We start from the raw sequence: 15,270 nt of genomic DNA on the forward strand, positions 1-15,270 counted from the left end.
CCTCTGCCCCTCTGCTCCCTAATAACTGCTAACTTGGAAAGATGTAGTTTCCTGACAGCGATGATGCAGTTGAACTCTAACAGCATTTATCCCTGCCCAGCCTGTCGCTTGGGCAAGGTTCAAGCTATGCCTTTAATGGAAGCGATGGCTTGCGACTGCTGCCAGCAGATTTTTGAAACTGATGTAGAAAGACAGCAGTTGAAAATGCTCTCCTGTCAACCACCGCTAGTCTGGCGTTGGAATGGCAGAAGGTGGATAGAAGCTTATTATGACGGCGTAGAATTTGGCTGGGGTTATACTCTAGCCGCGATCGCTCTCGTAGCACTACCAACAGCTATAGTTGCGCTGACCGTCTATATCTTTCCGCCCCTCCCAGATACTCCTTTATATTGGCTACCGTATGCTTGGATTTGGCTCACCTTTTTGTCACACTTATTAACAATTTGTTGGCTAGCGATCGAATTTTATCAATTTCAGCTCGGCATATTTTTGAAAACTTTGTTGCAGCGCTTAGTATTCCGCTAAAACACCGTACCGTCACTCTGTAACTGAATGGGGGAAACTCCATTCGGTCTGAGTTCGGCAGCAATCCGCCGTCCGGCGCTCCAAGTTCCGCCTTGCAAAATTTTGACTAAAGGCAGCTGCTTAGCATCCATTTCCAACTGCTGGCGGATCGTTGCAGCAATTTGGTCTAATAGAATCACAGTTAATGCTCGCCACTCGACAACGACTTCCGAGTCCACTGAGTGGGCGTAGTGGAAAATATCTGAGTGTTTGGCTTGTAGCAGTCCGAGATCGAGGCACAAACCACCATTTCGGTATTCTGGTAATCCGGTCAGGTCGTCAAGTCCTGTAATTTCTAAACCGAGTTCTTGTAGTGGCTCCAAAAGAGAATAAGTCAACCATTGCGAGAGTTTGTGAAATGGTACGAAAGAATTCAGAATTCGGAATTCGGAATTCGGAATTAAATTCTCTCTCTGCTCCTTTGTTTCCCAGCTCCCAGCTCCCAGCTCGTCCCTGCTCCCTTCCAGCGCAGGATGATGCCAGACATCGCCGAGGTTAACTCCGGCTATTTCAATTCTGCCAGACCAAATACTGCCGAGTCCTTCTAAAACAGCACGCAAAACTGTTGCAGCTGGTAGTTGTTTGTGGTGCGATCGCTCTAATAAATAATGCACGAGATTACCTGGACGGGGATTATCGTTACCAAACATTTGCGGGAAATCAAGGAGCGATCGCCCTAATTTTTGTAATAGTTCTACTCGTCCTGCCAACCCTACCAATGGATTATCCTCACTTACCTGAAATCCTTGAGCTAGGGTTGCTTCACTCAGAGATTGCAATCCTTGGGCATCGACTTGTAAAAGCTGATGAGGATGGCTGGAGAAAGCACCTTGACAGAACATCCGAAAACTAGCTACTGCTAGCCCCTCCGATCGCTGAAAGATCGAATCGGTTTCCCGTTCGCAATACAACCAGCGATCGCCCGCACCCGCATCTAACAGCACGCTGACGATCGCCAGATCGAACCGAGTCACAGCTCGCTCGACTGGAGATCGCCCTGCCAACAGCCGCTCTAACTGTGCTAAACGCGATACTCCACCAACTTCAAAATGCTGCCAGCGGCTATGAAAAGGAATTTGCCCGTCGGGATATTGCTCTTGCATGACGGCAATAACATAGTCTGCCACCCGTCCCAACTGCGTTAAATCGCAGCGGAAGTGACTCAACTTATCTTGCCGTGCTAACTCAAACAACTGCCCGCAGCGATCGCGAATCGCCCTGGGAGAACGCAAATAAGCGATCGCCTCTTCTGGAGACTGAAGGCTGAATTCTGAAGTTTGGAGATTCATCGTCAAGGAACAGGGAACAGAGTATGGGATATGGGGTGTAGGGGCGGGTTTAGCAAAAGATTTACGGGCTTTGACAACAAATCTTCAGCCAAAACCCGCCCGTACGAGTTTGAGGTGTTAATTCCGAATTCCGAATTCCGAATTCCGAATTCATTCCATTTCTCTACCTTTAATTTCTGCCAATCCTAACGGATCTAGTACCGCGCCAGGAGTGTAATAGCCAGCAGCTTTTTTCGCCTCAATTTCCACCTGTGCGTCTTGGGGAATCAAATCGTCAGGGATCGGTACTCGTTCTACAACTTCAATACCTGAGTTAGTGATGGCTTCATATTTCATGTTGCTCATCGATACCAAACGCTCGATTCGAGTAATGCCCAACCAATGCAATACATCTGGCATTAACTCTTGGAAGCGCATATCTTGCACCCCAGCAACGCATTCCGTGCGGGCAAAGTAAGCATCAGCGCGATCGCCTCCTTCTTGCCGCTTGCGAGCATTGTAAACTAAAAATTTCGTCACTTCTCCCAATGCCCGACCTTCTTTCCGACAGTAAACAATGACTCCCGCACCCCCTTCCTGTGCTGTTTGGATGCAGACTTCAATTCCATGCACTAGATAAGGACGACAGGTACAAATATCGCTGCCAAAAACATCGGAACCATTGCATTCATCGTGAACCCGCACTGCCAAGGGTCGATTGGGATCGGTAATTGCTGCCAAATCGCCAAAAATATAGACCGTGACTCCGCCAATTGGTGGCAGGAATACTTCTAAATCCGATCGCGTCACTAATTCTGGGAACATTCCCCCGGTTTGCTCGAACAAGGCACGGCGCAAGTCTGCTTCCGAAATTTGAAAGCGTTTGGCAATGCCTGGTAAATACCATACAGGCTCGATCGCGGCTTTAGTGACAAGGACATCGCCTTTAGATTTGAGCAGCTTGCCATCGATCGCCAACCGCCCTTTTTCCACCGCTGCTTGTAATTCTGGAAGATAAACGTGCGCTTTTGTAATGGCGATCGTCGGTCTGATATCGTATCCTTCCTGGTAATAAGATGCAAACGCCTCGCCTACCATTGCCCCAAACGGATCGAGCGAAACTATTTTCTCCGGGTCGTACCAACTCGGATATGGTCCAATATGCTCGACAGGCGAAGTATTTGTTAAATCAGCACGGTGATCTGCTTGCAATACCCCGCTTGCTACAGCCAGAGCGCGATAGACGGCATAACCGCCTGAATGAGTCCCGATCGCATTTCTGTGAGTTGGGTTAGCGAGGGTAGCCACGACCGGACCCCGTTGCATTGGGTCTTTGTCTCCCCAGCGAATCGGAATAGGTTGCGAACCAAAATTGCTCGGGTGAGAAGTCAGAATAATATGCCTGGGACTACTTTTTCGCTCTTGCATCGTTGTATTTGCTCTACCTGCTAATGGGGTTAAGAGGGCTGTGACGCAACCAGACAAAGTAAGATGCTACGAATAGCAAACCTTAAGGGGGAAACTTCAATTATAGCGATCGAATTTTGGTTTCAATAGTAACCCATAGCACGAAATTGGCTGCTCTTGGGTTAAATCTGAGGTTCAGGATACTAAGTTCTCAAATTTATGTATAAAAAAGTACAAAAAAGTGGTAGGACTTGCTTAATTCTAAAATTGAAGGAAACGGGTAAAAGCCCTTAGTCATACCGCGATCGCCTTTAACATCCGACTTAACTAATAACTTAGCTATGACAACGAACGTATGAATGAGTCGTCTATTCAATCTTTTCTAGAAAACTTGAAGCATCCTGATGAAGTCGTGCGTCAGGCAGCAACAGAAGCGCTGTGGCGAGCTTGGTTTTATCAAAAAGGGGACTACGGTTGGGAATGCATCCAACGTTCTCAAGTTCTTTTCTCGGCTGGAAAAGTGTCGCAGGCAGAAGCAGTCTTGACAGAACTTATTCGCGACCAACCAGATTTTGCCGAAGCTTGGAATCGCCGAGCTATTTTATACTACTTCACTGCCCAGTACGAAAAAGCATTGGTAGATTGTCAGACAGTCGTTAAACTCAACTCAATGCATTTTGGTGCTTGGCACGGTCTGGGTTTATGCCAAATGGCACTAGCAGATTATTCCGCTGCAATTCGCGCTTTTCGCCAAGCATTGAAGATTCAGCCATATGCCATAGATAATCAAAGGCTGCTCTTGGAATGTACGGCAAAGTTATGAGGGGCAAAGAGCTAAGGTATAGGCGAGTAGTTCTAGCCACTAGTCACCAGCCACTGGTTCCACTGACAACAGATAACTGATAACTGATTATGATTGATTGGGATGCACTGACGGCTGAGTTACAGGGAATTGAAGTTATTAGCGATCCTAACCAAGTTGCTAAGTTATCTCAGGATTACCACACTTTCAGTCCCATACTGCAAGCTCAGTTAGATGGGAAAAAGGGGGATTTGGTTGTCCGTCCTACGACAGAAGCAGAGGTGATGCAGGTTGCAACAACCTGCGTTAAATACCGCGTTCCCGTGACGATACGGGGGGCTGGAACGGGCAATTACGGGCAGTGCGTACCCCTCCACGGTGGCGTGGTTTTGGATATGTCGCGGATGCAGGCAATTCGCTGGATTAAATCGGGAGTAGCGCGGGTAGAAGCAGGGGTGAAATTAGCTGCTTTGGATAAGAAAGCGCGAGAAACAGGGTGGGAGATGCGGATGGTTCCTTCTACTTATCGGACGGCGACGATTGGCGGGTTTATTGCTGGCGGAAGTGGGGGAATTGGCTCGATTAATTACGGACAGTTGCGCGATCGCGGTAATATTAATGCTATTCGTGTCGTAACTATGGAAGACGAACCCAAAGCGATTGAACTGCGGGGAGATGATATCCACAAAGTCAACCACGCTTGGGGTATTAATGGCATTATCACGGAATTAGAAATTCCCCTTGGTGCGGCTTATCCTTGGACTGAGGTGATTGTCACTTTTGCAAGTTTTATGGCGGCTGCCCATTTCGGTCAGGCTTTGGGCGATGCTGATGGGATGATTAAAAAGCTTATTTCTATTTTTGCTTGGTCAATTCCCTCTTATTTTGGCGCACGTCAATACATTCCTGATGGAACTCACGCAGCACTGTTAATGGTAGCTGAACCGAGTTTGGAATTATTACCTGGATTGGTACAAGAATACGGCGGTTGTATTACCTATCAGCGATCGCAACAAGATGCAGGTAAGAAATTCAACTTGGCAGAATTTACCTGGAATCATACTACTTTACACGCTCGTAGTGCCAATCCTAATATTACCTATTTACAAAGTCTGTTTCCTGCCGATAAAAATCTCCAAATAGTAGACCATATGTATCGTTACTTCGGTGACGAGGTGATGATGCATTTAGAATTTATCCGTGTTGGCGGTCGAACTGTTCCCGCTGCCCTGCAATTAGTGCAATATACTACCGAGGAACGCCTGAACGAAATTATCCGCTATCACGAAGAACATGGGGTTTTCATTGCTAATCCGCATACATATATTATTGAAGACGGTGGCAGAAAAGTTATCGACCCAGAACAGATGAAGTTTAAACAAATGGTCGATCCCTATGGGTTGCTCAATCCAGGTAAGATTAAGGCGTTGATGCGATCGTAGGCTGACTCTCAAGCATGGAATCACAGAATCCGAAAGTCGTCGTTATTGGTGCTGGCTGGGCTGGATTAGGAGCTACATATCGCCTAGCAAAACAAGGGTACAATGTGACGCTGTTAGAAGCAGGTGCTTATCCTGGGGGTTTGGTTGCAGGTTGGAAAACTCCAGGCGGGCGATCGGTAGAAGCGGGAATTCATGGTTTCTGGTATCCTTACAGTAATATTTTTTCCCTAGTACGGGAACTAGGGATTAGTCCTTTTACACCTTTTACCCGTTCTTCCCAATATTCCCCTGCTGGATTAGAGGTAGAGTCGCCAATTTTTCAAGATTTACCGCGCCTTCCTACACCACTGGGAACTTTTCTCTACACCCAGTTCAAAAGATTACCTTTAAGCGATCGCCTCAGTGCTTTACCATTACTCTATGCTGTAGTAGATTTCGATAATAGTGACGAGGCTTGGCAGCGTTACGACAAAGTTACAGCTCGCGAACTGTTTAAAGATTTTGGCGTATCGGCTAGACTTTACCGCGATTCATTTGAACCGATGCTGCTAGTAGGGTTATTTGCACCAGGCGAACAATGTTCTGCGGCTGCGGCTTTGGGAATGTTGTATTATTTCATCCTGGCGCACCAACCGGATTTTGACGTGGTTTGGTGTCGGGGTACGGTAGGGGAAAAGATTTTTCGTCCTTGGGTAGAACAAATCGAACAGGCGGGGGGAAAAATTCTACCTAATCGTCGCGTCAGCGATATTCTCCTCGATAGTGAAGGATTGGCAAAAGCTGTAGTTTGCGGCGATGAAGTCTTCGAGGCGGATGCTGTCATCTTTGCTGTAGGAGTCAGCGGGATGCAGAAGATTGTTAGCGGTAGTTCTAGCTTGCAAAACCGCAAAGAATTTCGGAATTTAATGAATTTGGGTGCGGTTGATGTGTTAGCAACTCGGCTATGGTGCGATCGCAAAATTCACATTCCCCGTCCTTCTAATGCATGTTTCGGCTTTGATGCTACCACAGGTTGGACGTTTTTCGATCTCAATGCATTACACGATGAATACCGCGACGTACCAGAAACAGTCATTGAGGCAGATTTCTATCATGCCAATCAACTGTTACCAATGAGCGATGAGGAAATTGTCTCGTTAGTACAAGATTATTTAACAACTTGCGTACCAGAATTTCAAGCAGCTAAAATTTGCGATCGCAGTATTATTCGTTTATCTAGAGCCGTAACTCATTTTGCCCCTGGTAGCTATCAAAATATGTTACCAGCAAAGACGAGTATAGATAATGTATTTATGAGCGGTGATTGGATTATCAACCGTCACGGTTCGTGGTCGCAAGAAAAAGCCTACGTTACTGGTTTAGAAGCAGCAAATCTAGTTATAGAAAGATTTGGCAAGGGGACAACAGCCGAAATTATTCCCGTCGAACCGGACGAGCCACATATAGAAATGATGCGATCGCTTAACAGAAATTTACGTAATTTAGGTAATACTTTTCCTCCCATTTGGCTACCATAACCTCAATTGATTTCAGTCCGCGCAGGCGGACTTTGCCTGTGTAGACGCGAATTCTATTTGCCTAATACTTGGCTTAAGTCTATTTTTCGTATGCATGAACGACTTGATAGAGATGGAATTCGTTGCGAGCAATTCCCGCCCAATAAGGCTCATCTGGATTAAATCCAGGCTGCTTCAAAATAGCTTCAAATGCTTCTTGGCTCTCCCATTGCCCATAGTTGAAAACTCTCGTACCATCTAGACTACGATGAAAAGTAGCCGAAATCAAACCTGGTGAATTATTCATAGCGCGATCGAGTTCAGCTGATGCGCGTTTCACCATTTCTTGCTGATTAGCAGAAATCATTCTAAACTCTGCTAAATGAGTGATGCGATCGCCTGCAACAATCGAAACTTCTTGAGATAGCGATCGGCTAGCGAACACTTCGAGTAAATGGGAATCGGGAGGAAAAAATTCAGTAAAAATAGTTGGGCGTGATAAATTGCGATAATCGAATTTAGGCATCCACTGGCTATAGGTAAAGACACGAACGCCATCTAAACTTTTATGAACGCTAGCAGATTTTAAGAAATTGCTAGATAACCAAGATTCAATCTGTTGTTGTACAATTGCTTCTACTAAAGCATCTTGATGCCTTGGGGCGACGCTGTAAAGATCTAGCCCGACAGTAACGGCATTGGTGCTATCTATTTGAATCATCTTAGATTTTCTACATTAATGCTACACTAACTTGCCAGTTATAGTAAAGTCTTTTTATCGTCTTGTCTCACGCATTCTTGCTAAAGTTGTAACAATCTTGCTGGATTTACAGCAATTTTTTATAAGCTTGGGGAGTTATCCCTGTATATTTACGAAACATCTTTGTAAAGTGACTTTGGCTTTGAAATCCCACCTTCTCTGCAACAAGAACAATCGAGTTGTGTTCTTCTAGCAATTGTTTTGCTTTCTCAATTCGTTTGCTAATTACGTACTGGTGGGGTGTAATTCCTATAGATTGTTTAAATAAACGAGCAAAGTGATAGGGACTTATTTGAATGACAGCAGCTATCTCTACTAAGGTCAGATTTTGCTCCAAGTTGTCGTGAATGTAATCAATCACCTGTTTGATTTTTAATTTAGATAAACCACCAGCGCAATTGCGAACTTTATATTTCCGTACTGAGTAATGTTTTAAAAGATGCACTACTAATGCATTTGCCATTGATTCTGCATAGAGGCGATCGCTTAATCCCTCTAATTCTAATTCCGATTTGAGTGCTAAACCAATTTGTTGAATGAGTGGGTCGTGAAGTTTGAACTGTGGGATAATTTCAATATTTGCTGATTCATAAAAAGCAGATACGAAAAGCTTACTGTCAAGACGAAGTAACAGGAAGTCAGCATCACGATCCCAAGCTAATTTGCGATACAGATAAGGCGGCGTAATCATGATGTCACCTTGTATCAGACGTTCGCTAATACATTGTCCCTCTGCTGTTCGCTCTAGTTGAATTGGGTGTCCAAGATGAATGCTAATTAGATGCTGAGGAAGACAGCATTCAGACAATCCATTTGCAGGTTGATAATGATGTTCGACACGAATAAGGTCTAACGTAGTTGCTTGACTAGATAGAATGGGCGAATGCGGTACAATCTCTAGAAAACGTTTACTCTTGGTTGTGTTTTCTCGGCTCATTTTCCCTTTGCCATTCTCTTAATTTCTCACTTCATTCGCCTCATCCTTTTGGATAAAACAATCGTACCTACTCAGGCAAATTTGGCATATGAACTAACTCCAATTTTAGCCCATCAGGATCGGCAAAGAAAACGGCGTAGTAACCAGGTGAATATTGATATTCTGCGGGAGGATCGAGGACTGTCACGCCCATTTCTTGAACTAATTTGTGTAAGTTATCTACTTGCTCCCGACTATCGGCATTAAATGCCAGATGGTGAAATCCAGGAGAGTAGCGATCGTGAAATTTGTTAGGCGAATCTGGATTAGCAACAGTAATTTCAATTGCTCCAGCATCCTGCAACCACCACATAATATAGATATCGTTTTTTTCTACCTGCTGGTAGCCCATAAAGCCTAGAATCGCATCGTAAAAAGGTTCGGATTGTTCTAAACTTTTGACTGTGAGGCAGAGGTGGTTCATCGTTCCTAGAGTCATACAAGCCTCTCGCATGTACTAGAACAAATGTATTGTATTACGATCGCCGCAGCACTTTGATGTACTTAACCATTTCTTCCTGATATCCCAAGCGATCGCGCCTCTCCTACCACAGCAACAGGATAAAGATAATGCTAGAGTGAGCGAATGGCTTTTTTCCCCGCTTGCTACACCATGACGAGCATCTCTGCGGCACAAACCCGAACCGAACAACATCGCCAGCAATTCCCCGCCCTGGCAAATAAATCTTACTTCAATTATGGGGGGCAAGGACCGATGCCCCAAGCAGCCATAGACGCAATTATTGCTTCCCACGAATACATTCAACTTAACGGTCCCTTCTCCTCTCAAGTTAACGCTTGGATTACTCAAGAAACCGAGAAAACCAGACAGGCAATTGCCACTGAACTCAACGCCCCACCCGAAACCATTACCCTCACCGAAGATGTAACTGTAGGCTGTAATATTGCTCTGTGGGGGATTGACTGGCAAGCAAAAGACCATATCTTACTCTCAGACTGCGAACACCCAGGAGTCATCGCCACTACCCGAGAAATTGCCAGAAGATTTGGCGTAGAAGTTTCCACCTGTCCCCTCATGGCGACGCTGAACCAAGGAGATCCAGCCGCAGTTATCGCCCAGCACCTCACACCCCGCACCCGCTTAGTTGTCATCAGTCACATCCTCTGGAATACGGGTCAAGTCTTGCCAGTTGACAAAATTGTAGAAGTATGCAGACAGCATCAGGGCGATCGCCCCGTGCAAATTCTAGTCGATGCAGCGCAATCTGTCGGCTTGTTACCCTTAAATTTGACTCAACTAGGGGCAGATTTCTACGCCTTCACGGGTCATAAATGGATGTGCGGACCCGCCGGAGTTGGTGGTTTATACGTCCGTCCAGAAGCACTTCTTGGCACGGATAACTGCCCTCCCTTACAGCCTACCTTCATCGGCTGGCGGAGTATAGTTATGGATAGTACGGGACAGCCCCAAGCATGGCAACCAGACGGTAGACGTTATGAAGTCGCCACATCAGCCTTTCCACAGTATGCCGGATTGAAAGCTGCGATCGCCACCCATCAGCAATGGGGAACCGCCGAGTCACGCTATCAACGAATTTGCCAACTCAGCCAATATCTCTGGCAACGTCTGAACGAATTATCAGATATTATTTGCCTGCGTCACGCCCCACCTCAAGCCGGACTCGTTTCCTTTCAACTCAAAAATCGATCTTCCCTTCATGCAAAACTCGTCCAATTTCTCGAATCAAATCGCTTGATGACACGCACCCTCGTCGATCCAAGCTGCGTCAGGGCTTGCGTCCACTACTTTACCCTCCCCTGCGAGATCGATCGCCTCATTGAAGAAATCGAAAGATTTTGCCAGCAAAGCTAAAATGTCACGCAAAGGTGCAAAGTGTGCTTAGCGTCTTTGCGTGACACTAATCTGTCTTTAACTTTTATGGAAAAATCTAGACCTACCATATACATAGCCATCACCAACCACGGATTCGGACATGCGACCCGCACCGCCTCACTTGCAGCGAAGATCCAGCAGTTGTGTCCCGATATCTTACTCATCATGGTGACAACCGCACCCCGTTGGTTACTGGAATCATACATAGAAGGAGACTTTATCTATCGTCCTCGTGCCTTCGATTTAGGTGTAATCCAGTCAGATAGCTTAACGATGGACAAAGTCGCCACGTTAGAAAAGCTACAGCAAATCCGCAAACAAGAACGCTCGATAATTGCCTCAGAAGTTAACTTTATCCGTCAAAATCGCGTTAATCTGATCCTTGCCGATATCCCTCCTTTGGCAGTAGCGATCGCCCATGCCGCAGGTATTCCCTGTTATATGAGTAGTAACTTTGGATGGGATTTCATTTATCGCGACTGGGGAGGTGAATTTGTGGAATTTGCCGATTGGATGGGCAAGCATTACGCACAATGCGATCGCCTATTTCGGTTGCCTTTTCACGAACCGATGAGTGCTTTTTCCAATATTACCGATGTTGGCTTAACGGGTGGTTCACCACGTCACGCGATCGACACGCTACGATCTAATTGGGGTATCAGTACCCCACCAGAAAAAACTATCTTACTCACTTTTGGTGGTTTAGGTCTACAACAAATTCCGTTTAAAAACCTTCAACTTTTCCCCGATTGGCAGTTCCTTACTTTTGATGTTACAGCTCCAAACTTACCAAATTTAATCAAAATTACTGACCAAAAGTTACGTCCAGTTGATTTTATGCCCCTCTGTGGCAGAGTTATTTCTAAACCAGGTTACGGTACTTTTGCTGAAGCAGTTGGCGTGGGAATTCCTATAGTTACCCTGACTCGTGAAGACTTTGCCGAAGCTAAATTTTTAGTTGATGGAATTGCAAATTACTCTTACCATCAAATTCTCAACACAGAAGAATTCTTTCAAAGCCACTGGGAATTTCTCCACCAACCTCCACAACCACCCCGACAATCTCAACCTATAGCAAAAGACGGCAACGAAGCGATCGCCCAAGCCGTGCTTGAAGCCGTAAGTCGTAAGTCGTAAATCGGAATTAACTGATAATTGATAACTGACAACTGACCATGCATCAACATATTCTCAGACTTTCTACCGCTGGTAAATCTTTTATTAACATCACTGCTAAAGTTGAAGCAATTGTTGCTCAATCTGGTGTAGAAACTGGACTGTGTAGTTTATTTTTACGCCATACTTCTGCAAGTTTAGTAATTCAAGAAAATGCCGATCCTGATGTACTGCAAGATTTAGCAAACTTCATGGCAAAACTCGTACCAGAATCAGCGAATTACATCCACAATGCTGAAGGTGCAGATGATATGCCCGCCCACATTCGTACAGCCCTAACTCACACTTCCGAACAAATTCCCATTTCTAGAGGACAATTATTATTAGGAACCTGGCAGGGAATTTACATTTGGGAACACCGTCAGCGCAGCCATATTAGAGAACTTGTCGTTCATATTTCTGAATAAGGGAGCAGGGAGAATTCGGAATTCGGAATTCGGAATTCGGAATTCAAGATTCAAAATTTACCTCTCGCAAGAGCGCCTTTCACCAATTACCCATTACCCATTCCCATCCAAAATGACAATCTCAGATCTAATAAATTGGTTTGAAAATTGGGCAAATCCTGCTTGGCAAGAAAGTTGGGATAATTCTGGTTGGCAGATTGAACCAGGAGTATTAGAGCAACCTGCAAGGGTACTGGTATGCTTGACACCAACTCTAGCTGTGATGCAAGAGGCGATCGCACTACAAAAATCGGGTATTCCAGTCAATCTAATTTTTGCCCATCATCCACTAATTTTTAGTCCGCTGAAATCTTTGTGTAGTGGAAATGCGATCGCGGACATGACGCGCCTAGCTTTTCGTCACCATATCGGCGTTTATACAGCTCATACTAACTTTGACCAAGTAGCAGACGGTACTGCTGACGTACTAGCGCAGTTGTTACATCTCAAGCAAGTTGCGCCAATTGTACCGACGCAGCCAGAACTCGGTTACGGTCGCGTGGGAGAGATTAACCCTTCTTGTACTTTGCAAGAATTGTTACAACAAATTCAAACAGTACTGAACCCTCCCGATCTGATTTTCTCCCCGACAGTAGATTTACAAAAAACCATCGAGCGAGTAGCTGTTTTAGGTGGGTCTGGTGCTAGTTTTATTTCGGATGTGGTAAAAACAGGGGCGCAAGCTTATTTAACTTCCGATTGTAAGTTTCATCAATTTCAAGAAAGTCGCGATCGCGGTTTAATTCTGATTGATGCCGGACACTACGCTACCGAACGTCCAGCTTGCGATCGATTGGTGACAAAGCTTCAAACTGCCGGAGTGGAATGGGCGCAATTAAGTCAGCAAGACGAAGATTTTCGACTTTTCTACAAGCGCTAGCAGCTTCTCGACCCAAACACCTCCGCGATCTTACGTAAGTCACAGCCAATATCGTTATATATTTTTACATTTACTCGAAAATTTTGTAGCCCATTTTACAATTTATCTGAGATCCAGCAAGTAACCTAAAAAGTATAAAACAATACGTTTATCAAGACGGTAAGAGTTTAAGCAACTTCTGCAAGCAATTCTTACTAGTTTTCGTCAGCAGCATCTTACATACATACACTGTTTCTACTAACTTTGCCTTTTTTAGTTTAAGTATTTAATAGCAAGATTTGATTTTTTAAAATCAATTCACTGCATTGATTGTCAACAAATTATTACGAAATATCAAAATAATTTGTTAGACTATTTTGCGGAAGTTTGGTAAAAGCTGTTGTAGTAATTCGGCAGACTCAATCGGATAAATTCACGAGTTGCATAAATGCGATCGCTTGCATAGGTAAGCGAAGAATTTTGCTGTGGCATAGCAGTAGCTATTGCAAAACTAAACTATCAATTTAAATATTCGAGTAGGGGTAAGCTATATGTCAGTAATCTTCAATCTCGATGCTAAGAAAAACGCTCGAATTCTATTACTATCTTTGCGAAAGATAAAGTTTCATGTTGCCCGCTGTTATTTATACGAGCTAGAAGATTTGATTTGTGAATTTGACTCAGCCGATATACTTACACCAGTTTTTAATCCCGACTTGTTCAAAGTTACTAATAGAATTGCTAATACTATGGCTCAAGCTGTTGGTAGTAGCAGGCTAATTAATCCATTGTTCAAGCAATTTAATCTGGATAAAGAGTACGAACTATTTTTTATCATCTGCCAGTCTCCTCTAGACATTCTAACGATAAATTCAATAAAAAACTGGCGAAACAAATGTCGTAGAGTAGTAGTTTGGCTCGATGAAATTTGGGCAAAAGATATTGAAAAATGGAAAGTTCAGCTGAGTTTTTTGCAAGAAATTGACTATATTTTCATGAATTTTAGCCAAAGTATCGAGGGAGTCTCCAAAATAATTCAACGCCCTTGTGAATACATTCCATTTGGAATTGATGCAATTAAGTTCTGTCCTTATCCGCTGAATAGAGAGCGTAGCGTCGATCTTTATAGTGTTGGTCGCCGCTCGCAAGTCACGCATCAAGCTTTATTGAATTTATCTGAAAGAATTAATTTTTTTTATATCTATGAAACTATCAAAGATCTATACACAGCCGATCATAGATATCATCGAAGTCTATATAAAAATATTTTAAAAAAGAGTCGTTATTTTATTGCCAATCGAGCAAAGATTGACGATGCAAATGCAACTGGCGATCAACAAGAAGTAGGCGCACGCTTTTTTGAAGGTGCAGCAGCAGGAACAGTCATGCTAGGAGTTCCCCCTGAATGCGAATCCTTTACTCGAAATTTTGACTGGGAGGATGCAGTCATTCAAGTTGCTTACGATGCCCCTAATATAGTTGAAATTCTAGCCGAACTTGACTCCCAGCCCGATCGCTTGCAAAAAATCCGTACTAACAATGTTGTTAACTCACTCTTAAAACATGATTGGGTTTACCGTTGGGAAACAATTTTAGCTACAGTCGGACTGGATAGTACGCCAGCAATGATGGCTCGGAAAGCTCGTCTACAGAACTTAGTCGAGAGAATACTGACTCGGAAAAACAGCGATGAGCGATCGGCAGCTCATTACTCAGACCGAATTCACAAGCAAGACAGAACGCAGATGCCAGTTGTTTGAATCAGTTATCACTGACTAGTGACTAGTGGCTGGTGACAAGAATTGAGTTTAACCACTAGTCACCAGCCACTCACCAATGACAAATGACCAGTCAAATGGCGCAAAAGAGCGAGGAAGATTTATAGAAAACCCTGATTTTTCTCTATTCAAGCTGATGAGATGCTAAAGAATGAGTTAAAATTGATTAAAATAGAGCGAGCTGATAAGGTCGAGTTTTCTCGAATTGACGCTTAGAGGGATGCCACTCAAGCCGAGGAGGCAGAGGGAAAGGCATGATTCGTTTAAGTAAACGTCTAGCGTAAAGGTGGTACAAAAATTTCCAAGTTGCTTAATGCATGTAGCGCGGTCGATAGCCACTGATATTGGTCGGAGTGCGAGGATAAGCGAAATGCTGCTAATGACAGATGAAGTTTCTAATAGGCTTCTTTAGTGTCCGCTAGACTCAGTAGTAGTTTCAAT

General features: G+C 44.3%; 14 protein-coding genes. 9 read left to right on the top strand and 5 right to left on the bottom strand.

Going from position 1 to position 15,270, the window contains the following annotated elements; translation table 11 throughout:
* Positions 1-60 precede the first annotated feature (60 nt).
* A complete protein-coding gene (locus tag C7Y66_RS02095) occupies positions 61-525 on the top strand; it encodes a hypothetical protein (RefSeq protein ID WP_106544304.1) in 465 nt (154 codons plus the stop codon).
* Here the strand turns inward: C7Y66_RS02095 and C7Y66_RS02100 are convergent.
* Both C7Y66_RS02100 and C7Y66_RS02105 read right to left on the bottom strand, forming a co-directional pair.
* The gene (locus C7Y66_RS02100; protein WP_106544305.1) at positions 522-1,853 is read right to left on the bottom strand and encodes a URC4/urg3 family protein; all 1,332 of its coding nucleotides are present in this window, start codon (positions 1,851-1,853) and stop codon (positions 522-524) included. The two genes, C7Y66_RS02095 and C7Y66_RS02100, sit on opposite strands and share 4 nt — an antisense overlap.
* 150 nt (positions 1,854-2,003) lie before the next feature.
* A complete protein-coding gene (locus C7Y66_RS02105) occupies positions 2,004-3,260 on the bottom strand; it encodes a GTP cyclohydrolase II (protein WP_106168472.1) in 1,257 nt (418 codons plus the stop codon).
* 334 nt (positions 3,261-3,594) lie between these two features.
* Here C7Y66_RS02105 and C7Y66_RS02110 point away from each other — a divergent pair, with 334 nt between their 5' ends.
* The 3 genes from C7Y66_RS02110 (at position 3,595) to C7Y66_RS02120 (ending at position 7,000) form a co-directional block, all read left to right on the top strand.
* Entirely contained in the window at positions 3,595-4,062 is a 468-nt protein-coding gene (locus C7Y66_RS02110) for a tetratricopeptide repeat protein (protein WP_106544306.1), read from the top strand.
* A gap of 89 nt (positions 4,063-4,151) precedes the next feature.
* Complete coding sequence (locus tag C7Y66_RS02115) at positions 4,152-5,483, top strand: FAD-binding oxidoreductase (RefSeq protein WP_106544307.1); 1,332 nt, start codon at positions 4,152-4,154, stop codon at positions 5,481-5,483.
* Between the two features lie 14 nt (positions 5,484-5,497).
* The gene (locus C7Y66_RS02120) at positions 5,498-7,000 is read left to right on the top strand and encodes an FAD-dependent oxidoreductase (protein WP_106544308.1); all 1,503 of its coding nucleotides are present in this window, start codon (positions 5,498-5,500) and stop codon (positions 6,998-7,000) included.
* A 79-nt stretch (positions 7,001-7,079) separates the two neighbouring features.
* On the opposite strand, the gene C7Y66_RS02125 is transcribed toward C7Y66_RS02120, so the two are convergent.
* The 3 genes from C7Y66_RS02125 to C7Y66_RS02135 form a co-directional block, all read right to left on the bottom strand.
* On the bottom strand, positions 7,080-7,700 hold the full coding sequence (locus tag C7Y66_RS02125; protein ID WP_015157469.1) for an antibiotic biosynthesis monooxygenase: 621 nt from the start codon (positions 7,698-7,700) through the stop codon (positions 7,080-7,082).
* A 106-nt stretch (positions 7,701-7,806) separates the two neighbouring features.
* Positions 7,807-8,676, bottom strand: coding sequence for an AraC family transcriptional regulator (locus tag C7Y66_RS02130; protein WP_106544309.1), 870 nt, complete (start codon positions 8,674-8,676; stop codon positions 7,807-7,809).
* Between the two features lie 67 nt (positions 8,677-8,743).
* Positions 8,744-9,154 (bottom strand): VOC family protein, encoded by a 411-nt coding sequence (locus C7Y66_RS02135; protein WP_106544310.1) that lies wholly within the window; start codon positions 9,152-9,154, stop codon positions 8,744-8,746.
* A gap of 174 nt (positions 9,155-9,328) precedes the next feature.
* Between C7Y66_RS02135 and C7Y66_RS02140 the strand changes: the two genes are divergently transcribed.
* The 5 genes from C7Y66_RS02140 (at position 9,329) to C7Y66_RS02160 (ending at position 14,811) form a co-directional block, all read left to right on the top strand.
* Positions 9,329-10,549 carry an aminotransferase class V-fold PLP-dependent enzyme gene (locus C7Y66_RS02140; protein ID WP_106544311.1) on the top strand — a complete coding sequence of 407 codons (1,221 nt, stop codon included), beginning with the start codon at positions 9,329-9,331 and terminating at the stop codon, positions 10,547-10,549.
* 66 nt (positions 10,550-10,615) lie between these two features.
* Positions 10,616-11,707: a glycosyl transferase gene (locus C7Y66_RS02145; protein WP_106544312.1), complete on the top strand. Its 1,092-nt coding sequence runs from the start codon at positions 10,616-10,618 to the stop codon at positions 11,705-11,707.
* 38 nt (positions 11,708-11,745) lie between these two features.
* Entirely contained in the window at positions 11,746-12,153 is a 408-nt protein-coding gene (locus C7Y66_RS02150) for a secondary thiamine-phosphate synthase enzyme YjbQ (protein ID WP_199197198.1), read from the top strand.
* Between the two features lie 112 nt (positions 12,154-12,265).
* Positions 12,266-13,072, top strand: a complete 807-nt coding sequence (locus C7Y66_RS02155; RefSeq protein ID WP_106544314.1) for a Nif3-like dinuclear metal center hexameric protein — start codon at positions 12,266-12,268, stop codon at positions 13,070-13,072.
* Positions 13,073-13,602: 530 nt separating this feature from the next.
* Complete coding sequence (locus tag C7Y66_RS02160; RefSeq protein ID WP_106544315.1) at positions 13,603-14,811, top strand: glycosyltransferase; 1,209 nt, start codon at positions 13,603-13,605, stop codon at positions 14,809-14,811.
* The last annotated feature ends 459 nt before the right edge of the window (positions 14,812-15,270 follow it).

The sequence above is a fragment of the Chroococcidiopsis sp. CCALA 051 genome (assembly GCF_003015105.1).
In the GTDB taxonomy this organism is placed as follows: domain Bacteria; phylum Cyanobacteriota; class Cyanobacteriia; order Cyanobacteriales; family Chroococcidiopsidaceae; genus Chroococcidiopsis; species Chroococcidiopsis thermalis.

Bases quoted from the DNA above. Each gene is read 5' to 3' on its own strand.
- C7Y66_RS02105 (WP_106168472.1), bottom strand. From the start codon at position 3,260: ATGCAAGAGCGAAAAAGTAGTCCCAGGCATATTATTCTGACTTCTCAC.
- C7Y66_RS02135 (WP_106544310.1), bottom strand. From the start codon at position 9,154: ATGACTCTAGGAACGATGAACCACCTCTGCCTCACAGTCAAAAGTTTA.
- C7Y66_RS02130 (WP_106544309.1), bottom strand. From the start codon at position 8,676: ATGAGCCGAGAAAACACAACCAAGAGTAAACGTTTTCTAGAGATTGTA.
- C7Y66_RS02095 (WP_106544304.1), top strand. From the start codon at position 61: ATGATGCAGTTGAACTCTAACAGCATTTATCCCTGCCCAGCCTGTCGC.
- C7Y66_RS02140 (WP_106544311.1), top strand. From the start codon at position 9,329: ATGACGAGCATCTCTGCGGCACAAACCCGAACCGAACAACATCGCCAG.
- C7Y66_RS02150 (WP_199197198.1), top strand. From the start codon at position 11,746: ATGCATCAACATATTCTCAGACTTTCTACCGCTGGTAAATCTTTTATT.
- C7Y66_RS02155 (WP_106544314.1), top strand. From the start codon at position 12,266: ATGACAATCTCAGATCTAATAAATTGGTTTGAAAATTGGGCAAATCCT.
- C7Y66_RS02125 (WP_015157469.1), bottom strand. From the start codon at position 7,700: ATGATTCAAATAGATAGCACCAATGCCGTTACTGTCGGGCTAGATCTT.
- C7Y66_RS02145 (WP_106544312.1), top strand. From the start codon at position 10,616: ATGGAAAAATCTAGACCTACCATATACATAGCCATCACCAACCACGGA.
- C7Y66_RS02160 (WP_106544315.1), top strand. From the start codon at position 13,603: ATGTCAGTAATCTTCAATCTCGATGCTAAGAAAAACGCTCGAATTCTA.
- C7Y66_RS02120 (WP_106544308.1), top strand. From the start codon at position 5,498: ATGGAATCACAGAATCCGAAAGTCGTCGTTATTGGTGCTGGCTGGGCT.
- C7Y66_RS02110 (WP_106544306.1), top strand. From the start codon at position 3,595: ATGAATGAGTCGTCTATTCAATCTTTTCTAGAAAACTTGAAGCATCCT.
- C7Y66_RS02115 (WP_106544307.1), top strand. From the start codon at position 4,152: ATGATTGATTGGGATGCACTGACGGCTGAGTTACAGGGAATTGAAGTT.
- C7Y66_RS02100 (WP_106544305.1), bottom strand. From the start codon at position 1,853: ATGAATCTCCAAACTTCAGAATTCAGCCTTCAGTCTCCAGAAGAGGCG.